The organism is Aeromicrobium sp. (genome assembly GCF_014378035.1).
Lineage (GTDB): Bacteria > Actinomycetota > Actinomycetes > Propionibacteriales > Nocardioidaceae > Aeromicrobium.
The window spans coordinates 1-22,724 of the sequence record NZ_JACMOM010000218.1; the positions used below are offsets into that span (position 1 = coordinate 1).

Below are 22,724 nucleotides of genomic sequence, written 5' to 3' on the forward strand. Positions count from 1 at the left end.
AGAACCAGCCCCGTAGCTGACGTGGTGAATCGGCGGAAGTTTTTGGCCGGCAGCATCGGCATCGCCGCAGTCCTGGGGGTTCGCGGGCCGGTCGCCCTGATGCCCGCCGCACCCGCGGTCGTCGTTGCTGACTCGATGTTCTTGCACGGCATCGCCTCTGGTGACCCCCTCCCAGCCGCGGTGGTGCTCTGGACCCGGGTCACCCCGACGCCGACCTCCCGGCCCGGCTCCGGCCGCGGCCCGTCGGTCATGGTGACGTGGGAGGTCGCGTTGGAGGCGTCGTTCGACAGGATCGTCCGCCGGGGAGCGGTCCGTACCGACGCGAAGCGCGACCACACGGTCAAGGTCGACGCGACCGGGTTGCGCCCCGGGACCGATTACCACTACCGGTTCAGCTGCGACGGCCACCGCTCGGCTACCGGTCGCACACGTACCGCGCCTGCTCCCACCAGCTCGCCCGCACGGCTGCGATTCGGCGTCGTGTCCTGTGCGAACTGGCAGGCCGGCTACTTCAGCCCCTACCGCCATCTGGCCGAGCGCGGTGACCTCGATGCCGTCATCCATGTGGGCGACTACATCTACGAGTACCAGCCGGGCACGTACTCGTTCGGTCACCGGGAGGTCGACATTCGCCGCCACGACCCGCCCCGGGAGACCGTCACCCTCAGCGACTACCGCCGCCGCCACGCGCAGTACAAGACGGACCCCGACCTCCAGGGGCTCCACGCGGCCGTGCCGTTCATCGTGACGTGGGACGACCACGAGGTCGCCGACGGCAACTGGGCCAGGGGTGCCTACGAGCACCAGCCGGCGTCGGAGGGTTCGTTCGCCACGCGCAGAAGTGCGGCATACCGGGCCTACGACGAATGGATGCCAGTACGCATCTCCGGCACGGCTGTGACCGGCGATGGTGAGCGCATCTACCGTCACCTGCGGTTCGGTCGGCTCGCCGACCTGTCGATGCTCGACCTGCGCACGTACCGAAGCAAGCGTGTGGAGGCGGACGACCCCGCCATCGACGACTCGTCCCGCACGATCACCGGCAACGACCAGATGTCGTGGCTCATCGGCAACCTGTCGGGCTCGGAGTCCCGGTGGAAGCTCATCGGCAACCCCGTCATGATTGCGCCGGTGATGGTTCCGCCGCGGCCGGCCGTCGAGGAGTACGCGCTCAGCCAGACCGTCGGCCTCACCCCGCTGGAGGCGTCGGCGCCCAACACCGACGTGTGGGACGGATTCTCCGCTGATCGCCGCCGCCTCCTCGACCACATCGTCGACCACGACATCGGCGACGTCGTGTTCCTGACCGGCGACGTGCACACTGCGTGGGCGAATGACGTGCCCGCGTCCGACGGGGGGCCACCCGTCGCGACCGAGTTCGTCTGCGCCTCGATCACCAGCAACAACGTCGATGACTTCATCGGCGTCCCGCCGCGCACGGTCTCACTCGCGCTGGAGGCAGTGATCCAGGAGGAAAATCCCCATGTCCGCTTCGTCAATCTCGACGATCACGGGTATTGCGTGCTCGAGGTCACGGCGGCACGGGTCCAGATGGACTGGTTCGCCATCAGCGACCGCAGTGATCGGGAGGCGACGACCCGCACCCTGACTTCCTGGGCCGTCGAGTCGGGCGTCCCGCGCGTTCACCCCGTTCGCGCGCTCGTCGAGGCGTGAGCGGCCTCGGTGGCGTTCGGCCTGCCAATCCCCGTTCCGCGCTCTCGTGAGAGACTGAGGTGGCGCATTTTCGCTGGACCGACGTCAGCGGAGCACCCATCGGCCAAGCCCCCACATCATGCAGGAGTCAGACACGTGAAAAGCACCACCGAGTCCCTGAGCCCGACCCGGGTCAAGCTCACCATCGAGGTGCCCTTCGAGGAGTTCAAGCCCAGCCTTGACGCTGCCTACAAGACCATCGGCTCACAGATCACCATCCCCGGCTTCCGCAAGGGCAAGGTCCCCGCGGCGATCGTCGACCAGCGGGTCGGCCGTAGCGCGGTCCTCGACGAGGCCATCAACTCGGCCCTGCCCGGCTGGTACAGCGCGGCGCTGCAGGAGACCAACATCCAGCCCCTGAGCCAGCCGGAGATCGACCTCGCCAAGTTCGTCGACGGCGAGCCGATCGAGGTCACCGCCGAGCTCGACGTCCGTCCAGAGCTCGACATCCCCGACGTCTCGACCATCGAGGTCACGGTCGAGGACGCCACGGTGTCCGACGACGACGTCGAGGAGCAGATCACAGCCCTGCGTGAGCGTTTCGCCACGTTCGCCGAGGTCGACCGCGCGGTGCAGGACGGCGACTTCCTCACGATCGACCTCTCCGCCGCGCAGGACGGCGAGCTGATCGAGGCGGCACAGGCTGACGGCATGCCCTACTCGGTCGGCAAGGCCGCGATGCTCGACGGTCTCGACGAGGCACTCATCGGTCTCAAGGCCGGCGAGACCGCGACCTTCTCGACCAAGCTGGCCGGCGGCGACCTCGCGGGTCAGGACGTCGACGTCACGGTCGGCGTCAAGGACGTCAAGGAGCAGCAGCTGCCTGAGCTCGACGAGGAGTTCGCGCAGACCGCGTCCGAGTTCGACACGATGGATGAGCTGCGCGCCGATCTCATCGACAAGGTCACGCGCGGCAAGCGCATGGAGCAGGCCGGCGAGGCTCGCGACCTGGTGCTCGATGAGATCGTCAGCAAGATCGAGGCGCCGCTTCCCGAGGACCTCGTCGCGGAGGAGATCAAGACCCGCCGCGACCAGGTGGAGCAGCAGCTCTCCGCGGCAGGTGTGCCCTTCCAGCAGTACCTCGATGACGAGGAGATGACGATCGACGAGTTCGAGGCCGACCTCGAGAAGCGCGTGCGCGACTCGCTCGTCGCCCAGTTCGTCCTCGACCAGATCGTCGCCGATGAAGAGTTCGGCATCGATGATTCGGAGTTGTCGCAGCACATCATGCGGCGCGCGCAGCAGTCCGGTGAAGACCCCAACGCCTACATCCAGCACATCATGGAGCACAACCACGTGCCCGAGATGGTCAGCGAGGTGCTGCGCGGCAAGGCACTCGCCTCGCTCGTGGAGTCGGCCAAGGTCACCGACAAGTCGGGCAACGTCGTCGACCTGTCCCAGCTGCGTGCCGACGGCACCATCGGCGACGACGAGGCAGACACGACGTCCGACGAGGTTGTCGACGAGTCAGCCGACGAGGCCCCCGACAAGGCGTGACCAACACCTCGCCCCGTTGAGGTTCACATTCTGCTCCGATACCGGCAGCATGTAGGTATGCCCGTCGAACCTGCACGCACCACCGATGTCGCGGCGTTGGCCCTCGACTACGGCGACCGCCTGATCGTCGGAACGGTCCGCGACATGCACCACATCGTCTCCAAACGGGTCTTCAGGGCGACGCGAGTGGTCGGCGGGCGCCTGCCCGAGTCGCTGCACGATGCCGTCGTGACCTCGGTCTACGGGGCCGTCTCCGGGGTGCTGCGGCTGTCGAGCGGCTCCGTGCGGGTGCTGGCGTCCCGCGGCGTCGGCAAGCCCATCGAGGACACTCACCGCGGACGCCTCGTCGTCGCCGCCGTCAACGGGCTCATCGGCGACGAGCTGCGGATGCTCGACGACCCGCAGGCGATCACGATGGCCGTGCGCGTCGACGGCGCCGACATCCCCGCCAACTCGTGGCCGCTGGCGCAGGCATTCCGCGACGGCACCAGCCACCCGGTGATCTTCCTGCACGGGCTGTGCGAGAACGACGAGTCGTGGGCGAACTCCGCCAAGGTGCACGGCACCACGTACGCGGAGCGGCTCGTCGCCGAGACCGATGGCACGCCGGTCATGGTCCGCTACAACACCGGGCTGCACATCTCCGAGAACGGCAAGCACCTGGACGCGCTCCTGCAGCAGGTCGTGGCGTCGTGGCCCGTCCCCGTCACCCGCATCACCCTCGTCGGCCACTCGATGGGAGGCCTGGTCGCCCGCGCAGCCACCAACCACGCCACCGCGTCGGGCCAGACCTGGCAGCAGCTCGTGCGTGACGTCGTCTGCCTCGGCACTCCTCATGCGGGAGCCAACCTCGAGAAGGTCGCCCATCTCGGCTCACGGATGCTGCGTTTCTGGCCTGACTCGAGCCCGTTCAGCACGATCTTGGAGAATCGTTCGGCCGGCATCGTCGACCTGCGGCACGGTTACATCTCCCAGGACGAGTGGGAGGGGCAGGACCTCACCGGTCAGTGGGGCCTCGACCGTATTGCCGCTGCGCCGCTGCCCAACGCGGAGTACCACTTCGTCGCTGCCACCCTCGGTGCGTCCCAGCGGCACCCGCTGAGCGCGGTGCTCGGTGACCTGCTGGTCCATTTCTCGTCCGCGACCGGTGTCGGCAGGGCTGGCCCGATCGTCGACGGCGCAAGCTTTGAGTATCTTCCCAGCGCGCACCACTTCGCCCTCCTCAACCACCCACGGGTGGGAGACTGGCTCGTCGAGTGGATCAACGTCCGCACGCGCAACCCGCGCGCGCTGCCTGCCGCGCCGCGTCAGGCCTAGCGAGGCCTTCCCCGCACTTGAGGAGAACCATGCCCAACCAGCAGCTGATCCACCGGAGCGTCGAGATCGATGCCTCCCCGTCCGCCGTGTGGGCAGTCGTGTCGGACCTGAGGCGCATGGGGGAGTGGAGCCCCCAGTGTCGGCGGATGTTCGTCCGGGGCGGTCCGGTCGGTCTGGGCACGCGCACCCTGAACCTCAACGGGCAGGGCAGGCTGCGCTGGCCGACGAACGCCAAGGTCGTCGCGTTCGAGCCTGAACGGCGGTTGGCATTTCGCATCCTGGAGAACCGCACCGTCTGGACGTTCGAGCTGGAGCCGACAGCCACCGGCACGCGGGTCACCGAGAGTCGCAGCACCCCCAAGGGCGTGTCGGGCCTGTCCAACGTCCTGACCCAGAAGGTCCTCGGCGGTACCCGCGACTTCGAGGCCGGGCTCGACAAGGGCATCGCTCAGACCCTTGAGCGCATCAAGCTCGAGGCTGAGAGGGCCTGAGTCGTGGGACAGGGAGCGCTCGAGGCCGAGGTCACGATCAACGCAACGCCCGATCGGGTGTGGGAAGTGGTGTCTGACCTGGAGGCCATGAAGGACAGGAGTCCAGAGGTCGTCGGCATGTGGATGCGGGGCCGTCCCAAGGTCGGCGCTCGGGGTGTCAACCTCAATCGTCGCAAGGGCTTCGTCTGGCCCACCACCACTCGGATCACACAGTGGAAGCCACCATCCAACGACGACGGACGAGGCGCGCTGGCGTTCCATGTGCGCCCGACCGATGCCGTGTGGTCCTACCAGCTCGAGCCCAGTGGCTCCGGCACCAGGCTCATCGAGCGCCGCTCAGACCCGCAGGGCAACGGTGTCCTCGTTCGGCTGACGGCTCGCTGGGCCCTCGGGGGCAAGGCAGGCCACGACATCGAGCTCCAGGCCGGCATGCACGAAACTTTGGCAAAAGTGAAGACCGCCGCCGAAGGCTGACTCCGCCTTTCGCGTCGCGTACCTTCGTCAGCGGTCCACCAGGGTCAGCTCGAAGGCGTAGAGGTCGGGGCGGTAGGCGTGGCGGCCGTACTCGACTGCGCGGCCGGCGTTGTCGTAGGCAGTGCGCTGCATCGTGAGCAGCGGCGCCCCCTTCTTCTCCAGCAGCAGCGCACCCCCCGCGGCCGCCGCACCCCTGGCGCCGATCCGCTGCCGGGCGACGCGCATCAGGATGCCGGACGCACGCAGGTGGGCATAGAGCCCATCCGCCTCCAGGTCGAGCACGGCGAGGTCGATGACGTCGACCGGGATGAAGTTGTGCATCAGGGCGAGGGGTTCCGTGCCGATGTACCGCAGGCGCTCCAGGGACCACACGTCGTCGCCGACCTCGAGCTGCAGCTCGTGCGCGACGTCCTCCTCGGCGGCGACCTTCCCGACGGCGATGACCTCGGTGCGGGGTTTCTGACCGGCGGCCGTGAGGTCGTCGAAGAGACTTGTCAGCTCGACCGAGCGACGGATCTTGCCGTGGACCACTTGCGTGCCGACGCCGCGCTTGCGCACCAGCATGCCCTTGTCGACCAGCACCTGGATGGCCTGACGCATCGTCGGTCGGGACAGGCCGAGGTCTTTCGCGAGGGCAATCTCGTTCTCGATTCGTTCCCCGGGCGCGATCGTTCCGTCGAGGATCGCCTTCTCGAACTGCTCGGCGATCTGGAAGTACAGCGGGACCGGGCTCGACCGGTCGAGGGTGAACCGTGGGTGGCGAGCCATGCGGACAATCTATAACCATATGTCGGGACGTCAATATGTCAGGACAAAGACTTGACAGTGTGTGTGATGGGAGACACACTCGGCTTGACAGTTTGTCAGCACAAACCCGAAGAGGATGAGAATGACCGCGAGCGATCTTCGCCCAGCTGGCCCCCGACTGGCCGGCGCCCCCATCTCATGGGGTGTGTGTGAGGTGCCCGGATGGGGCTACCAGCTCCCAGCAGAGAGGGTCATGGCGGAGATGGAGCGTCTTGGACTGACTGCCACCGAGTTCGGCCCCGAGGGTTTCCTTCCGGTCGATCCAGAGGCGAAGAAGGTCTTCCTCGCGACCTACGATCTCGAGGCCGTCGGCGGATTCCTGCCGGTGCTGCTCCACGACCAGGACACCGACCCGATCAGCGCTGTCGACGCCTTCATCGACAGCTGCCTGGCGACAGGTGCGGGTGTTGTCGTGCTCGCCGCATCGACCGGGGTCGACGGCTACGACGCCCGCCCCGTGCTCGACGACCTGCAGTGGAAGACGCTGCTCTCCAACCTCGACCGCCTCGCCGACCGGGCGAGCGAGCGGGGTGTCATGGCGGTCGTCCATCCGCACATCGGCACGATGGTCGAGAACGCCGACGACGTCCAGCGCGTGCTCGACGGCTCGCACATCGGGCTCTGCATCGACACGGGCCACCTCGCCGCGGCGGGGGCCGATCCGGTCGCCATCACCCTCGCGAACCTTGACCGTGTCAAGCATGTGCACCTGAAGGACGTCGACGCGGCCACCGCAGCGAAGGTCATCGCCAAGGAAATGTCCTTCTCCGACGCGGTCGCCAACGGGATGTGGCGGGTGCTGGGTACCGGCGACGTCGACATCAGGGCCATGATCGAGGCACTCGAGGAGGCCGGATACGACGGCTGGTACGTCCTCGAGCAGGATGTGATGTTCAAGGATGGCGAGCCCGAGGGTGAAGGACCGGTCGCCGATGTCCGAGCCAGCCTCGACTACGTGAAGGCCGTCCTGGCGTGACCCATCTCGAGCTCATCACGATGGGACGCGTCGGCGTCGACATCTATCCCGAGCAGATCGGCGTCGGCCTCGAGCACGTGACGTCCTTCGCCAAGTTCCTTGGTGGCAGCGCCACCAACGTCGCCGTCGCGGGATCGCGACTCGGTCGTCGTTCGGCCGTCATCACCCGCACCGGCGACGACCCCTTCGGCCGGTTCATCCATCTCGCGCTGACCGGGTTTGGGGTGGACGATCGCTACGTCAGCTCCGTCGCCCACCTGCCCACACCGGTCACGTCCTGCGAGATGTTCCCGCCGGATGATTTCCCGCTCTACTTCTACCGCCAGCCGAAGGCGCCCGACCTCGAGATCAACGTCGACGAGCTTGATTTCGACGGGATCCGTGCAGCGGACGTGTTCTGGGCGACGGTCACCGGGTTGTCGCAGGAGCCCAGCCGCGAGGCCACGCTTGCTGCCCTCGAAGCGCGCGGCGGCAAGGGCATCACGGTGCTCGACCTCGACTACAGGCCGATGTTCTGGGACTCGCCCGAGCTCGCGACCGCCCAGGTGCAGGTGGCGCTGCCGCATGTGACTGTCGCCATCGGAAACCGCGAGGAGTGCGAGATCGCCGTCGGCGAGACCGATCCGCATGGTGCGGCGAAGGCGCTGCGCGGAGCCGGAGTCGACGTGGCCGTCGTCAAGCAGGGTCCGGCGGGAGTGCTCGGCGTGAGCGGCGACGAGTCGGTCATGGTTCCCCCCGTCCCGGTCCAGGTCGTCAATGGCCTGGGCGCCGGCGATGCCTTCGGCGGCTCACTCGTTCACGGGCTGCTCAGCGGTTGGGACCTCACGACCACCCTGTCGTTTGCCAATGCCGCTGGCGCGTACGTCGCCGGCCAGCTCGCGTGCGCCGACGCCATGCCTACCGTGGACCAAGTGTCCGCAGTGCTCCAACGGGGCTCCGTGCCCTCCCGAGGGAATGCCTGATGACCACTGTCAACGCCGACAGCTTCGCCCACATCGCCGAGACGCGTGCGCTGCATCCTGAACGCATCGCCGAGCTCGCTGCGCAACGTCAGCAGCCGACGGGCCTGGTGGGCAGCACCGGACGCCTCCTTCTCGTCGCGGCCGACCACCCGGCCCGTGGCGCGCTGCGGGCTGGCGACGACGCGCTCGCGATGGGAGATCGGGAAGGACTTCTCGGGCGGCTGGTCCGAGCACTGGCCCGTCCCGGTGTCGACGGCGTTCTCGGCACCGCCGACATCATCGAGGACCTTCTGCTCCTCGGAGCGCTCGAGGGCAAGGTCGTGATCGGCTCGATGAACCGAGGTGGTCTGGCGGGCACGGTGTTCGAGATCGACGACCGTTTCACCGGTTACAACGCCACGGCGATCGCCGCCTCGGGCTATCAGGGCGGCAAGATGCTCTTCCGCATCGACCCCGACGACCACGCCACCCCAGCCACGATGCAGGCGTGTGCGAACGCCATCGACGAGCTCGCCAGCCGCCACGTCATGGCAATGATCGAACCGTTCATCTCCAGGCGCGAAGCGGACGGTCGCATCCGCAACGACCTCTCGACCGACGCGGTGATCCGCTCGGCCACTGTCGCCGCCGGCCTCGCGAGCACCTCAGCGCACACCTGGCTCAAGCTGCCCGTGGTCGACAACATGGAGGCCGTGCTGGCCGCGACGACCCTGCCAGTCGTCCTTCTCGGCGGCGAGGTCTCCGCAGATCAGAGTTCTCAGTTCGCGGCCTGGTCGAAGGCGCTCGCGAGCCCCTCCGTCCGGGGCATGGTCGTCGGCCGATCGCTGCTCTACCCGCCCGACGGTGACGTCGAGGCAGCTGTCGACGCGACTGTGGAGATGATGTGATCGCGATGACTCATCTTCTGCGCTCCGGCGACGCGGCCACGCCACCCTTCGATCTTGCGATCACCCCCGAGTCTGCGGGCTGGGCCCACAGTGGCCTACGCATCCTCGGGCTCGACGCCGGTCAGAGCGAGACGTTTGGCACCGATGAGTCCGAGATGATGGTGCTCTCGCTCAACGGATCCGCCGAGGTGACGGTCGACGGCCGGACCTACGCCCTGCAGGGACGTGACAACGTGTTCGCCGGGGCCAGCGACGTCGTCTATGCGCCGCGCGACGCCGAGGTCTCGATCGCCACGACCGACGGAGGACGTTTCGCGCTGTGCTCAGCACGTTGCTCGAACCGCCTCGAGCCTGCCTACCTGCCCAAGACCGACGTCCCGGTGGAGATGCGCGGCGCTGGACAGTCCAGCCGGCAGGTCAACAACTTCGGCGTGCCCGGAGTGTTGGCCGCCGACCGGTTGATCGCGTGCGAGGTGCTGACCCCCGGCGGCAACTGGTCGTCGTGGCCGCCGCACAAGCATGATGAGGAGCGCGAGGGTGAGACGGCGCTCGAGGAGATCTACTACTTCGAGGTCGCCGACGGGCCCAGCGGTCCGGGCATCGGCTTCCAGCGGGTCTACGGGCATGAAGGAGCCGACATCGACATCACGGCAGAAATTCACACCGGCGACGCCGTGCTCATCCCGCACGGCTGGCACGGTCCGTCGATCGCCGCTCCCGGGTACGACCTCTACTACCTCAACGTCATGGCCGGGCCCGGCGACGAGCGGGCCTGGCTGATCTGCGACGACCCCACCCACGCGTGGGTGCGCGAGTCGTGGGCCGACCAGGCCGTCGACCCCCGTCTCCCGTTCGGATCCATGCTGGTGGGGGAGGACGCATGACAACACGACTCACCGTCGGGCAGGCCATCGTCCGGTTCCTCGAGGCCCAGCACGTCGAGCGCGACGGCGCCGAGAATGTCTTCTTTGCCGGCTGCTGGGGCATCTTCGGCCACGGCAACGTCGCCGGTGTCGGCCAGGCGCTGCTCGAGAGGGAGCTGTCGGACGAGCCGTCGCACCTGCGCTACCTGCAGGGCCGCAACGAGCAGGCCATGGTGCACGCCGCAGTGGCCTACGCCCGCCAGCGCGACCGGCTCGCGACCATGGCCGTCTCCGCCTCGGTCGGACCCGGCGCCACCAACATGATCACCGGAGCCGCTCTGGCGACGATCAACCGGCTCCCGGTGCTGCTGCTGCCCGGTGACACCTTCGCCACGAAGGTCGCCAGCCCCGTCCTGCAGGAGCTCGAGGACCCCGCCAACGGTGACCTCTCCGTCAACGACGCGTTCCGGCCCGTCTCCGCCTACTTCGACCGGGTGCACCGGCCCGAGCAGCTCGCGCCCGCCCTGCTCAACGCCATGAGGGTCCTCACCGACCCCGCCGCGACCGGCGCGGTCACGCTCGCCCTGCCGCAGGACGTCCAGGCCGAGGCCTGGGACTGGCCCGATGAGCTCTTCGCCCGCCGCGTCTGGCACGTCGCGCGTCCTGTCCCCGAGCCCGCCGCTCTCGAACGGGCCGTGGCCGCCATCCGCGCCGCGACCAGACCACTCATCGTGGCCGGAGGCGGAGTCACCTACAGCCGAGCCAACGACGCCCTGCGGACCTTTGCCGAGGCCACCGGCATCCCCGTCGCCGAGACCCAGGCCGGCAAGGGCGCCCTCGCCTACGACCACCCGCAGGCGGTGGGTGCCATCGGCGCGACCGGTACCACTGCCGCCGACACCCTCGCGGCCGAGGCAGACCTCGTCATCGGCGTCGGCACGCGCTACAGCGACTTCACGACCGCCTCGCACACCGTGTTCGCTGCCGAGCAGGTCCGGTTCGTCAACCTCAACGTGTCGGGCTTCGATGCGCACAAGCTCTCTGCGACGAGCCTCGTCGCCGATGCACGCGAGGGCCTTGTCGCGCTCACCGCGAGCCTCGAGGGTTGGATGACGGGTGCGGCGCACACGGCCCGCGCCACGTCGCTCGCCTCCGACTGGGACTCGATCGTGCAGGCCGCCTACGACCGCGACGACCAGCCACTGCCGGCGCAGTCCGCCGTGATCGGTGTCGTCAACGAGCTGTCGGACCCACGTGACATCGTGGTCTGCGCGGCCGGTTCGATGCCGGGTGACCTGCACAAGCTGTGGCGCACCCGCGACCGCAAGGGCTATCACGTCGAGTACGGATTCTCCTGCATGGGTTACGAGATCGCCGGCGGTCTCGGCGTCAAGATGGCAGCGCTCGACCAGGCCGCCAGCGGTGAGGACACCGATCGCGACGTGTTCGTCATGGTGGGCGACGGTTCGTACCTGATGATGAACACCGAGCTCGTGACGGCGGTGGCCGAGGGTGTCAAGATCATCGTCGTCCTCGTCCAGAACCACGGCTTCGCCTCGATCGGTGCGCTCTCGGAGTCGCTCGGTTCCCAGCGTTTCGGCACGCAGTACCGCTACCGCACCGCCACGGGCCTTGACGGCGACCACCTGCCGGTCGATCTCGCTGCCAACGCAGCAAGTCTTGGCGCCGACGTCATCAGCGTCACGGCACTCGACGACTTCAGAGCGGCAGTCGGCAAGGCGAGGCAGTCGACACGCACGACGGTGATCCACGTCGAGACCGACCCGATGATCACCGCACCTGACAGTCCGGCATGGTGGGATGTACCGGTCGCGGAGGTCTCGGCGCTCACCTCGACGCAGGACGCCCGCACGACCTACGAGGCGCACAAGACCAGGCAGCGCCACCACCTCGCGCCGCCATCCACCACCGGTCAAGCAACCAACACCGGTCCGGCAACGACGAAGGACGAAGTATGACAAATCACGATGTGAAGACCTACGACCACTACGTCGACGGAGCGACGTTCGTCGGCGAGAGCGATCGTTTCGCCGATGTGTTCGACCCGGCCGCCGGCACACCGCAGAGCAGGGTTCGCCTCGCGTCCGCAGGTGACGTCGACTCGGCCGTGACCGCAGCGGCGGCTGCGTTCGAGGTGTGGGGCGAGACGTCGGTGACGGCGCGCGCCCGGGTGATGTTCGCCTTCCGGCAGCTGCTTGTCGAGCACGAGGACGAGCTGGCTGCGTTGATCTCCTCCGAGCACGGCAAGACGGTCGCCGACGCCCGTGGCGAGGTCGTGCGTGGCCGTGAGGTCGTGGAGTTCGCGTGCGGCATCCCGCAGCTGCTCAAGGGTGACTACTCTGACCAGGTGTCCGGCGGCATCGACTCGCACACGTTCCGCCAGCCGCTCGGCGTGGTGGCGGGCATCACGCCCTTCAACTTCCCGATCATGGTGCCGCTGTGGATGCACCCGGTGGCCATCGCGACGGGCAACACGTTCATCCTCAAGCCGTCCGAGCGCGTGCCGGGCGCCTCCGACCTCGTCGCCCGTCTCTACACCGAGGCCGGGCTTCCTGACGGCGTGTTCAACGTCGTGCACGGTGACAAGGTCGCTGTCGACGCAATCCTGGAGCACCCCGGCATCTCTGCGGTGTCATTCGTGGGCTCAACGCCCATTGCGAAGTACGTCCACGAGGGCGCCACCCGCACCGGCAAGCGGGTACAGGCACTCGGCGGCGCCAAGAATCACGCCGTCGTCATGCCGGACGCCGACCTCGACTACGCCGCCGACCACCTCGTCGCGGCCGGCTACGGCTCGGCGGGCCAGCGGTGCATGGCGATCAGCGCCGTCGTCGCCGTCGGCCCTGCGGCCGACGCGTTGGTCGACAAGATCCGTGAGCGGTCGATCGGCCTGAAGGTGTCGGTCGGTACCGACCCGGACGCCGAGATGGGGCCTGTCGTGACGGCGGCCTCCCGCGACCGAGTCATCGACTACATCGGCCAGGGTGAGGACGCCGGCGCGAAGGTCGTCGTCGACGGCCGCGACCTGGTCGTGGACGGCCACGAGAATGGTTTCTTCGTCGGCCCCACCCTGCTCGACCAGGTCACCACTGACATGTCGGTCTACACCGACGAGATCTTCGGACCCGTGCTCACTGTGCTGCGGGTTCCGACGCTGGAGGCCGCGATCGACCTGATCAACGCCAATCCATACGGCAACGGCACAGCGGTGTTCACTTCCTCGGGTGAGGTGGCACGTACCTTCCAGCGGAAGGTCCACGTGGGCATGATCGGCATCAACGTGCCGGTCCCCGTCCCCATGGCCTTCCACTCCTTCGGGGGATGGAAGGACTCACTGTTCGGCGACCACCACATCCATGGTCCCGAAGGTGTGAGGTTCTACACGCAGGCCAAGGTGGTCACCACTCGGTGGCCGCACGTCAGCGAGGAATCCCTCGCCCAGCTGAACTTCCCGACGGCACAATGACGTCGGGTCATCACGGAAGAGACAGGAACACCATGAAGAGAATCAAGATCGTAGGCGCGCTCGTCGTCGTTGCAGGCCTGCTGGCCGCATGCAGTGGCACGGGCAGCGACAGCGGGACGTCGAGCTCCGCCAAGAAGGACTTCACCTACGCCGTGATCACCCACGGTGCTCCCGGCGACGCATTCTGGGACCGGGTCAAGTCCGGTGCCGAGGCAGCAGGCAAGGACTACGGGGTCAAGGTCCAGTACAGCTCGGACGCCGACCCGGCCAAGCAGTCGCAGCTCATCGACGGCGCCGTGGCCGACAAGGTCAACGGCATCGTCGTCTCGATGGCCAACCCGGACGGGCTGGAGGCCAGCGTCAAGAAGGCCGTTGCCGCGGGCATCCCGGTCATCACCATCAACTCTGGCGTCGACCAGTTCAAGGCGTTCGGTGCGATCACCCATGTCGGGCAGACCGAGACCATCGCCGGCGAGGCCGTCGGTGAGCGACTCAAGACAGAGGGTCTGAAGAACACGATCTGCGTCATCCAGGAGGCCGGCAACGTCGGGCTCGAGGAGCGTTGCAAGGCGGTCGCCAAGACCTTCGGCGGCAAGGTCGAGAACCTCCAGGTCGACGGTACGGACGACAACGCCGTGCAGGCGACCATCACGTCCAAGCTGCAGGCCGACAAGAGCATCGACGCCGTGCTGACGCTCGGTGGCCAGTACGCGATCGACGGCGTGGCCGCGGTCAAGGACTCGGGCAGCAAGGCCAAGGTGGCGACATTCGACCTCTCCGAGGACGTCATCAAGGACATCCAGGACGGCACGATCCTCTTCGCCGTCGACCAGCAGCCCTACGTCCAGGGCTTCATGGGTGTCACCGGTCTGTACCTGAAGTCGACCAACGGCAACGACATCGGTGGTGGGCAGCCGATCAACTCAGGCCCTGCCTTCATCACCAAGGAGAACGCCGCGGCGGTCGCGAAGTTCGCAGCAAACGGAACTCGCTGACACCAGCCGTGGGGCCCGGCCCGCCCGGGCCCCACGGCACCAGCCCCCAGCACGATCACCCTCACCACTGGAGCAGAACATGGCGACAGCCACCGCGGTCGACGAGCGTGTGAGCTCAACCTCGACCTTGACGCAACTGTTGAAACGGCCGGAGATCGGCGCCTTGGTCGCGGCCATCGTGATCTTCACCTTCTTCGCCGTCACGACCGACGTCTTCGCGACCCCCTCCGGAGCGAGCACGTGGCTGCGCGGTGCATCCACGATCGGCATCATGGCGGTCGCCGTGGCGTTGTTGATGATCGGCGGCGAGTTCGACCTCTCGGCCGGCGCAATGACCGGCTTCACCGGCCTGGTCGTCGGCGTGCTCACGACCGAGTACGGGCTCAACATCTGGGCGGCGATCCTCGTGTCGCTGGTCCTCGCCCTCGGCATCGGCGCCATCAACGGAATACTGGTCATGAAGACGGGGCTGCCGAGCTTCATCGTGACCCTCGGCACGTTCTTCGTCCTGCAGGGCATCGACCTCGCCGGCACCAAGGCCCTCATCGGCCAGGTCGCGATCCAGGGCATGTCGCGGGTGCCGTACTACGACCAGGCCAAGAAGGTCTTCGGCTCGTCGGTCGACATCTCCGGCGGGACGGTCTACGCCTCGGTGTTCTGGTGGATCGGCGTCACCGCCGTCGCTACCTGGATCCTGCTGCGCACCAAGACAGGCAACTGGATCTTCTCCGTCGGTGGAGCCCAGACCGCGGCCCGCCAGATCGGCGTCCCGGTGCTCAAGACCAAGGTCGGTCTCTTCATGACGACTGCTGGAGCGGGCTGGCTCGTCGGCATGCTCCTGCTCTTCACGACGTCGACGGTGCAGAGCAACACCGGCGTGGGCCAGGAGTTCATCTTCATCATCTGCGCCGTGGTGGGTGGGTGCCTGTTGACCGGCGGCTACGGTTCGGCCATCGGCGCGGCCCTCGGTGCGCTGATCTACGGCATGGTCAACCAGGGCATCGTCTACTCGGGCTGGGACAACAACTGGCTCAAGGCCTTCCTCGGAGTGATGCTCCTCGGAGCAGTGCTTCTCAATGAATTGGTTCGCAAGCGGGCGGAGACAGCAGGATGAAAGCCAAGAATCGTCCAGACACCTCCAAGACCGAGGTGGCATCGGGTGACGCTGTCGCCACGTCGCCCGTGACGTCAGTCGTCACACCGCCGCCTGTGGGCACCGCGATCATCGAGGTCCGTGACATCGGCAAGCGCTACGGCAACATCATTGCGCTGAGCGACGTCTCGACGTCGGTCCGCGCGGGTGAGGTCACCTGCGTGCTGGGCGACAACGGAGCGGGCAAGTCGACCTTCATCAAGATCCTCGCCGGGGCGCACCAGCACTCCGACGGCGAGCTGCTCATCGACGGCGTGCCGCAGCACCTTGCGAGCCCGCGTGCGGCGCTGGAGCTGGGTATCGCGACGGTCTACCAGGACCTCGCGGTCGTGCCCCTCATGCCGGTGTGGCGCAACTTCTTCCTCGGCAGCGAGATCACGAAGGGTGTCCGTCCGTTCAAGAAGCTCGACATCGACTTCATGAAGAGGACGTCCAAGGCCGAGCTCGCGGCCATGGGCATCGACCTGCGCGACGTCGAGCAGCCCATCGGCACGCTGTCCGGTGGTGAGCGGCAGTGCGTTGCGATCGCCCGCGCGGTCTACTTCGGTGCCCGCGTGCTGATCCTCGACGAGCCGACAGCCGCGCTGGGCGTCAAGCAGTCGGGTGTGGTTCTCAAGTACATCGCCAAGGCCCGCGACCGTGGTCTCGGCGTCGTGTTCATCACCCACAACCCGCACCACGCCTACCCGGTCGGCGACCGCTTCATGCTGCTTCGACGAGGCAAGAGCATGGGTGACTTCCCCAAGGCGGAGATGACGCTCGACGAGCTCACCTCGATGATGGCGGGCGGCAGCGAGCTCGACTCGATCGCGCGCGAGCTGGAGAAGACCATGGGGGCTGACTCCGCAGTGGCGCAGGAGATGAAGTCCGGTGTCGAGAAGTGAGCTCCTCCTCATCCTCGGCGCGAGAGCTTCGCGTCGGGATCGTGGGTCTCGGATGGATGGGGCAGGTGCACGCACGCGCCCTCAGCCGGCTCACCCAGCACTACACCGACAGCCCGCTGAGGCCACGGCTCGTCGCGGTGGCCGACACGGCCGATGACGACCGGGGGGCGAGGGCCGCCGATGCCTACGGGTTCGACCACCAGTTCACGGACTGGAAGGAGCTCGTGAGCCGCGACGACATCGACCTGGTGTGTGTCACTGGGCCCAACTTCATTCACCGTGACGTCGCGGTGGCCGCAGCCCGCGCGGGCAAGCACCTGTGGGTCGAGAAGCCAGCCGGTCGCAACGCGGCCGAGACGGCCGAGATCGTCGCCGCGGTGGAGGCGGCCGGTGTCCAGACTGCGGCCGGCTTCAACTACCGCAACGCACCGGCCGTCGAGCATGCCCGCGAGCTCATCGCTTCGGGCCGGCTCGGGGCGGTGGAGCACACCACGGTGCGGTTCATCTCCGACTACGCGGCCCATCCTGAGGGCGCTCTGTCGTGGCGATTCCTCAACGAGTTCGCCGGCAGCGGCGTGCTCGGCGACCTGGTCAGCCATGCTGCCGACCTCGTGCGCTTCGTCGTCGCCGACATCGACGAGCTCGTGGTCGACCGCGCGACCTTCATCGGTCAGCGTCCGCAGGCCGTGGGCGCGGCCTCGCACTTCTCCCGAGGGGGCGACGGGCCCCTGCTCGACGTCGAGAACGAGGACTACGTCGCCGCGCTCCTGCGCCTCGCCGACGGGTCGCGCGGCATGCTCGAGTCGAGCCGGGTCGCGGTGGGGGAGCAGTGCACCTACGGCATCGAGGTGCACGGCACGAAGGGATCGCTGTCGTGGGACTTCCGTCGCATGGGTGAGCTGCAGCTGTGCCTCGACCAGGACTTCCAGAACGCGTCGTACTCGACCTACTTCGTGAGCCCGGGCGATGGCGACCTGTCGGCCTTCCAGCCCGGCACCGGAATCGCCATGAGCTACGACGACCTCAAGGTCATCGAGGCGCGCCGGTTGGTCCAGTCGATCGTGGAGGGAAAGCCGCACGGGGCCACGATTCACGACGCGCTGGTCGCAGCCCGGACGGTCGACGCAATGATCGAGTCCTCCGACGAACGAAAGTGGGTCAGGTTGTGAGTCTCCGAGTAGGGGTCATCGGTGCCGGTGCGATGGGTGCCGACCACATCCGCACCATCGCCACGAGCATCCCGGCGGCACGCGTCGCCGAGGTCTACGACTTCGACGTCGATCGTGCCTATGCCATCGCACAGCCGGTCTTCGCCAATGTCGCAACATCCGCCGAGGCGCTGATTGACTCGTCCGCCGTCGATGCCGTGCTCATCTGCTCACCCGATGACACGCACGCCGCCCTCGTTCGGGCGTGCATCGCCGCTGGCAAGCACGTGCTGTGCGAGAAGCCGCTCGCAGTGACGGCCGACGACTCGATGTCGGTCGTGGAGGCCGAGGTCGCTGCGGGGCGCCAAATGGTGCAGCTGGGCTTCATGCGTCGCTACGACCCGGGTTACCGCGAGATGCGTAAAACTTTGAGAGACGGCCAGATCGGCACGGCGCGCCTGGTGCACTGCCTCCACCGCAATGTCTCGTCGCAGACAAGCTCGACCAGCGAGGGCATCGTCACGGGCTCGATGGTGCACGAGCTTGACATCGTCGGCTGGTTGCTCGACGACGAAGTGGACTCGATTCGCGTCGAGTCGCCTGTGGCGGAGGGTCTGCGCGACCCACAGCTCGCCACCATCTGGATGCGGTCGGGCGTCATCGTGTCGGCAGAGGTGTTCGTCAACGCCGCCTACGGCTACGACGTGCGGTGCGAGGTCGTGGGCACGTCCGGCACCGTCTCGCTCGTGCCCCCCACGCCGACCAGCATCCGCCGGGCCGGCATGGACGGGGTCCACGTCCGCGACGACTTCATCGGCCGGTTCGCCGACGCCTATCGTCTCGAGCTCGGTGCGTGGGCCGAGGACGCACTCAACGGCGTCGTGCATGGTCCGAGCGCATGGGACGGCTACGTCGCCAACGTCATCGCCGAGGCGGGCGTCGCCTCGCTGACGTCCGGTGTCCGCGAACCCGTCACCCTCGCGCCACGTCCCACCCTGTATTCCCCCATCGAGTACTCCTAGCCACCACCCCGCTGCCGAGCACCGAGATCAACGAAGGACGACATGACGCACGCACCCCTACGCATCGGGCTGATCGGAGCCGGACGCATCGGCGCCTCGCACGCCGCGGTGATGGCACGGCGGGTGCCCGAAGTCGACCTCGTCGCGGTGGTCGATGCCCGCCCGGGTGCGGCCGAGGCTGTGGCCGGGCCCCTCGGCGCGCGGACGGAGCCATCGCCCGAGGCGCTGTTCGCCGCCGACGACATCGACGCGGTGGTCATCGCGGCCTCATCGACTGCACACACCGAGCTGATCGTGGCGGCTGCGGAAGCGGGCAAGCACGTCTTCTGCGAGAAGCCGGCCGGCATGAGCCTCGAGGAGATCGATCGGGGGAGGGCAGCCACAGCCAAGGCGGGCGTCGCCTTCCAGGTGGGGTTCAACCGACGTTTCGCTGCTGATTTCCGGGCTGCCCGCGACGCCATCACCGCGGGCCGAATCGGCGAGGTGCAGCTCATGCGTTCACTCACGCGTGACCCCGGAACCGGTCCTGCCGACCCCGCGGCCGTCCCGGCGTGGACGATCTTCACGCAGACACTGATCCACGACTTCGACTCCCTGAACTGGCTCAACCCGGGAGCGCGGGCAGTCGACGTCATGGCGACGGCCGACGCGCTCATCCGCCCGGACTTCCGCGACGCGGGTCTGCTCGACACCGCGATCGTCGTGATCCGTTACGACAACGGTGCGATCGCCACCGCCGAGGCGAGCTTCGCGGCCGCCTACGGCTACGACGTGCGAGGAGAGGTCTTCGGCTCGGCTGGCATGGTCACCGCCGGCGACGGATCGTCGACGTCGATGCGCCTGTTCGACGTCGAGGGCCGCACTGCGGCCACCGCGAGGGGAGATGTGGAGCTGATGGTCGACGCCTACACCGGTGAGTTCGTCGAATTTGCGAACGCCGTGCGCGAGGGCCGCCCACCGTCGGTGACGGGCGACGACGCGAGAGCCGCCTTCGCCATCGCGCAGGCATGCATCGAGTCGATGCAGACGGGCTTGCGCGTTCGAGTCGACCAGGGACCCACCTCATGAGCTTCACCCTTGCCGTGTGCGCGGAGATGGTCTTCACAGACCTCCCTCTTCTCGAGAGGGTGCAGCGCATCCACGAGGCCGGGTTCGCGGTCGAGATCTGGGACTGGACGAACAAGGACGCTGCCGCGCTCGCCGCGACCGGGGCGACCTTCACCTCGATGACTGGCTACCTGTCGGGCGACCTGACGACGGACGACGGCGCCGAATCCCTCCTGCGCACGGCTGAGCAGTCGATCCCGTTCGCGCAGGCCATCCACTGCCCGTCGCTCAACCTGCACGGCACCGGGCTGGGCGAGGGGGGCCTGCCGGTGAGGCCCGTCGAGGTCGTGACCGGCGCGATGTGGCTCGCCGCCGAGCGCACCCTGTCTCGCGTCGCCGAGCTGGGTGAGCGTCACGGGGTCACCTTCGTGCTCGAGAACCTGAACACCGAGGTCGACCACCCCGGGACACCCTTCGCGAGGGCCGACGACACCTTGGCGCTGGTCAGCGCGGTCGCCAGCCCGCACCTGCGGATGAACCTCGACCTCTATCACGCCCAGATCGGCGAGGGTAATCTCGTCGACCTGATCAGGCGGTCTGCGCCGCACCTGGGCGAGGTGCAGGTCGCCGACGTCCCCGGACGTTGCGAGCCCGGCACAGGGGAGGTCAGCTGGCCGTTCGTCGCGCGGGCTCTCGCCGACACCGGCTACGACGGAGTGGTTGCCATGGAGGCATTCGCGAGCGGTGACTCCGACCTGGCACTCGCGCGGTTCCGCGACGCATTCACGCTCGGACCCGGCACCCATGAGGACCGGTGAAGGCACGCTCAGAACGGCTTCGGGCCGCCGACTGCAGTCTCGACGACTTCGTCGAGGTCGTCGAGGTGACGACCGACCTGCGTGACTTCCCGCACGCGAGTGACGTCGTCGAGGGGGTGCTGGTCTACGAATCGCCCGACCTCCGTGCGGCGGCCGCGTCGCCCGCGGGACGCGACGACGTCGAGGCAGAGCTGGTGCGCGCCCTGACCGAAGGGCCAGGGCTCGTGGTGCTGAGAGGAGCCTTCGACGACACGTCCGTGGTCGACCGCGTGACCGTGACGTTCGACGCGATGATCGCCGACCAGCGAGCAGACGGGACGACCCCAGGCGACCACTTCGCGAAGCCGGGCGCCAATGACCGCGTCTGGAACGCCCTCGAGAAGCTTGCCGTGCGCGACCCCGACGCCTTCGTCGACTACTACGCCAACGACATGATCGCCCTGGTGTCGACCGCCTGGCTCGGTCCGGCCTACCAGGTGACGTCGCAGGTCAACGTGGTCCGCCCCGGAGGGGTTGCACAAGACCCGCACCGCGACTACCACCTCGGGTTCCTTGACGACAAGGACGTCGAGCGATACCCCTTGCACGTCCACCTGCTCTCACCCGTGCTGACGTTGCAGGGAGCTGTCGCCCATTCCGACATGCCGGTCGAGAGCGGCCCGACGATGTACCTGCCCCACTCGCACAAGTACGTCCCGGGCTACCTCGCGTGGCGGCGACCAGACTTCCGGCAGTACTTCGCCGAGCACCACGTCCAGCTGCCGCTGTCCAAGGGCGACGCCGCATTCTTCAACCCCGCACTGTTCCACTGCGCAGGGTCCAACGTCTCGGCCGATGTGAAGCGCATGGCCAACCTCCTGCAGGTCTCGTCGGCGTTCGGACGGGCGATGGAGACAGTCGACCGGGCCGGGGTGTCGCTGTCGATCTACCCCGCGCTGGTGGCCCGCAAGGCCGCCGGCGCCGGGCAGGCGATCCTGGACAACGCCATCGCCGCTGCTGCCGAGGGCTACCCCTTCCCGACCAACCTCGACCTCGACCAGCCGGTCGGCGGCATGACCCCCGTGTCGCAGGCCGCCCTCGTGCACCAGGCGCTCGACGAGGGCTGGCAGCCCTCGCAGCTCGTCGCTGCCGTCGACGCCTACGTCGCTCGCCGTCTTACAGGACACGGATGACATCGAACATCTGTCACGCTGTCAGCGAACAGCCGTGTTTTAGCGTGTGTTCGTGCCGCCGGACGTCTAAGTTTGACCACGTGAACACCTCTGACACCCCCAGCCCCATGTCGCCGAAGATGGCCGGCGAGGCCGGCCCCTCGGATCTCGACGGACACATCTACCAGCGGCTCCTGAAGGAGCGCATCGTGTTCCTCGGCTCCGAGGTGCGCGACTCCAACTCCAACGCGATCTGCGCCCAGATGCTGCTCCTCAATGCCGAGGACCCCAAGGCCGACATCTTCCTCTACATCAACTCTCCGGGTGGCTCCGTCGACTCCGGCATGGCCATCTACGACACGATGCAGTTCATCTCCAACGACGTCGCAACCTTCGGTATGGGGCTCGCGGCCTCGATGGGGCAGTTCCTCCTTGCCGCCGGCACCGCGGGCAAGCGGTATGCCCTGCCGCATGCGCGGATCATGATGCACCAGCCGTCGGGCGGTATCGGCGGTTCGGCCTCCGACATCAAGATCCAGGCCCAGCAGAGCGTCCTTCTCAAGAAGCAGCTCAATGAGCTGCAGTCGCTCCACAGCGGGCAGACCGTCGAGCAGATCGAGCTCGACTCCGACCGCGATCGGTGGTTCACGCCGTCGCAAGCCAAGGAGTACGGACTCATCGATCACGTCGTCGCAAACGCAGGAGACCTCACATGAGCTACTACATCCCGCAGTGGGAAGAGCGCACGTCCTACGGATTTCGTCGTATCGACCCCTACACCAAGCTGTTCGAGGACCGCATCATCATGCTCGGTACCCCGATCAGCGATGACGTCGCCAACGCGGTCATGGCTCAGCTCATGTCGCTCCAGGCGATGGATCCCGACCGCGACATCAGCATCTACATCAACAGCCCTGGTGGCTCGTTCACGGCGCTGACGGCGATCTACGACACGATTCGCTACATCAAGCCCGACGTGCAGACGTTGTGCCTGGGTCAGGCTGCCTCGGCGGCCGCGATTCTGCTCGCCGC

General features: G+C 67.6%; 22 protein-coding genes. 21 read left to right on the plus strand and 1 reads right to left on the minus strand.

Annotated features, from left to right (window positions below):
• From H7290_RS11305 to H7290_RS11325, 5 genes are all read left to right on the plus strand, one after another.
• On the plus strand, positions 1 to 1,674 hold a 1,674-nt coding region (locus tag H7290_RS11305), incomplete at its 5' end, for an alkaline phosphatase D family protein (protein WP_366927627.1).
• Between the two features lie 135 nt (positions 1,675 to 1,809).
• Positions 1,810 to 3,210: a trigger factor gene (gene tig, locus H7290_RS11310; protein WP_290514118.1), complete on the plus strand. Its 1,401-nt coding sequence runs from the start codon at positions 1,810 to 1,812 to the stop codon at positions 3,208 to 3,210.
• Positions 3,211 to 3,267: 57 nt separating this feature from the next.
• Positions 3,268 to 4,527 (plus strand): alpha/beta hydrolase, encoded by a 1,260-nt coding sequence (locus tag H7290_RS11315; RefSeq protein ID WP_290514119.1) that lies wholly within the window; start codon positions 3,268 to 3,270, stop codon positions 4,525 to 4,527.
• A gap of 29 nt (positions 4,528 to 4,556) precedes the next feature.
• On the plus strand, positions 4,557 to 5,018 hold the full coding sequence (locus tag H7290_RS11320; RefSeq protein WP_290514120.1) for an SRPBCC family protein: 462 nt from the start codon (positions 4,557 to 4,559) through the stop codon (positions 5,016 to 5,018).
• Positions 5,019 to 5,021: 3 nt separating this feature from the next.
• The gene (locus tag H7290_RS11325; RefSeq protein WP_290514121.1) at positions 5,022 to 5,492 is read left to right on the plus strand and encodes an SRPBCC family protein; all 471 of its coding nucleotides are present in this window, start codon (positions 5,022 to 5,024) and stop codon (positions 5,490 to 5,492) included.
• Between the two features lie 27 nt (positions 5,493 to 5,519).
• Here the strand turns inward: H7290_RS11325 and H7290_RS11330 are convergent, their stop codons facing one another.
• Positions 5,520 to 6,260: a GntR family transcriptional regulator gene (locus tag H7290_RS11330; RefSeq protein ID WP_290514122.1), complete on the minus strand. Its 741-nt coding sequence runs from the start codon at positions 6,258 to 6,260 to the stop codon at positions 5,520 to 5,522.
• Between the two features lie 121 nt (positions 6,261 to 6,381).
• Between H7290_RS11330 and H7290_RS11335 the strand changes: the two genes are divergently transcribed.
• The 16 genes from H7290_RS11335 to H7290_RS11410 form a co-directional block, all read left to right on the plus strand.
• On the plus strand, positions 6,382 to 7,275 hold the full coding sequence (locus H7290_RS11335; RefSeq protein WP_290514123.1) for a TIM barrel protein: 894 nt from the start codon (positions 6,382 to 6,384) through the stop codon (positions 7,273 to 7,275).
• Complete coding sequence (iolC, locus tag H7290_RS11340; RefSeq protein WP_290514124.1) at positions 7,272 to 8,237, plus strand: 5-dehydro-2-deoxygluconokinase; 966 nt, start codon at positions 7,272 to 7,274, stop codon at positions 8,235 to 8,237. The genes H7290_RS11335 and iolC overlap by 4 nt, the downstream gene beginning before the upstream one ends.
• The gene (locus H7290_RS11345) at positions 8,237 to 9,124 is read left to right on the plus strand and encodes an aldolase (RefSeq protein ID WP_290514125.1); all 888 of its coding nucleotides are present in this window, start codon (positions 8,237 to 8,239) and stop codon (positions 9,122 to 9,124) included. Before iolC ends, H7290_RS11345 begins: the two co-directional genes overlap by 1 nt.
• Before the next feature lie 5 nt (positions 9,125 to 9,129).
• Positions 9,130 to 10,008, plus strand: coding sequence for a 5-deoxy-glucuronate isomerase (gene iolB / locus H7290_RS11350; protein WP_290514126.1), 879 nt, complete (start codon positions 9,130 to 9,132; stop codon positions 10,006 to 10,008).
• Positions 10,005 to 11,966 carry a 3D-(3,5/4)-trihydroxycyclohexane-1,2-dione acylhydrolase (decyclizing) gene (iolD, locus tag H7290_RS11355; RefSeq protein WP_290514127.1) on the plus strand — a complete coding sequence of 654 codons (1,962 nt, stop codon included), beginning with the start codon at positions 10,005 to 10,007 and terminating at the stop codon, positions 11,964 to 11,966. Before iolB ends, iolD begins: the two co-directional genes overlap by 4 nt.
• Positions 11,963 to 13,474: a CoA-acylating methylmalonate-semialdehyde dehydrogenase gene (locus H7290_RS11360; protein ID WP_290514128.1), complete on the plus strand. Its 1,512-nt coding sequence runs from the start codon at positions 11,963 to 11,965 to the stop codon at positions 13,472 to 13,474. Before iolD ends, H7290_RS11360 begins: the two co-directional genes overlap by 4 nt.
• 32 nt (positions 13,475 to 13,506) lie before the next feature.
• A complete protein-coding gene (locus tag H7290_RS11365; RefSeq protein ID WP_290514129.1) occupies positions 13,507 to 14,469 on the plus strand; it encodes a sugar ABC transporter substrate-binding protein in 963 nt (320 codons plus the stop codon).
• Between the two features lie 79 nt (positions 14,470 to 14,548).
• Positions 14,549 to 15,583: an ABC transporter permease gene (locus H7290_RS11370; protein ID WP_290514130.1), complete on the plus strand. Its 1,035-nt coding sequence runs from the start codon at positions 14,549 to 14,551 to the stop codon at positions 15,581 to 15,583.
• A complete protein-coding gene (locus H7290_RS11375; RefSeq protein ID WP_290514131.1) occupies positions 15,580 to 16,506 on the plus strand; it encodes an ATP-binding cassette domain-containing protein in 927 nt (308 codons plus the stop codon). Before H7290_RS11370 ends, H7290_RS11375 begins: the two co-directional genes overlap by 4 nt.
• The gene (locus tag H7290_RS11380; protein WP_290514132.1) at positions 16,503 to 17,675 is read left to right on the plus strand and encodes a Gfo/Idh/MocA family oxidoreductase; all 1,173 of its coding nucleotides are present in this window, start codon (positions 16,503 to 16,505) and stop codon (positions 17,673 to 17,675) included. The genes H7290_RS11375 and H7290_RS11380 overlap by 4 nt, the downstream gene beginning before the upstream one ends.
• Positions 17,672 to 18,676 carry a Gfo/Idh/MocA family oxidoreductase gene (locus H7290_RS11385; RefSeq protein WP_290514133.1) on the plus strand — a complete coding sequence of 335 codons (1,005 nt, stop codon included), beginning with the start codon at positions 17,672 to 17,674 and terminating at the stop codon, positions 18,674 to 18,676. Before H7290_RS11380 ends, H7290_RS11385 begins: the two co-directional genes overlap by 4 nt.
• Positions 18,677 to 18,718: 42 nt before the next feature.
• Positions 18,719 to 19,744: a Gfo/Idh/MocA family oxidoreductase gene (locus H7290_RS11390; RefSeq protein WP_290514134.1), complete on the plus strand. Its 1,026-nt coding sequence runs from the start codon at positions 18,719 to 18,721 to the stop codon at positions 19,742 to 19,744.
• Positions 19,741 to 20,541, plus strand: a complete 801-nt coding sequence (locus tag H7290_RS11395; RefSeq protein WP_290514135.1) for a TIM barrel protein — start codon at positions 19,741 to 19,743, stop codon at positions 20,539 to 20,541. The genes H7290_RS11390 and H7290_RS11395 overlap by 4 nt, the downstream gene beginning before the upstream one ends.
• Entirely contained in the window at positions 20,538 to 21,713 is a 1,176-nt protein-coding gene (locus H7290_RS11400; protein ID WP_290514136.1) for a phytanoyl-CoA dioxygenase family protein, read from the plus strand. The genes H7290_RS11395 and H7290_RS11400 overlap by 4 nt, the downstream gene beginning before the upstream one ends.
• Positions 21,714 to 21,832: 119 nt before the next feature.
• Positions 21,833 to 22,408, plus strand: a complete 576-nt coding sequence (locus H7290_RS11405; protein ID WP_290514139.1) for an ATP-dependent Clp protease proteolytic subunit — start codon at positions 21,833 to 21,835, stop codon at positions 22,406 to 22,408.
• Positions 22,405 to 22,724 (plus strand): ATP-dependent Clp protease proteolytic subunit (locus tag H7290_RS11410; RefSeq protein WP_290514137.1); only part of this gene is annotated, 320 nt, incomplete at its 3' end. The genes H7290_RS11405 and H7290_RS11410, both read left to right, overlap by 4 nt.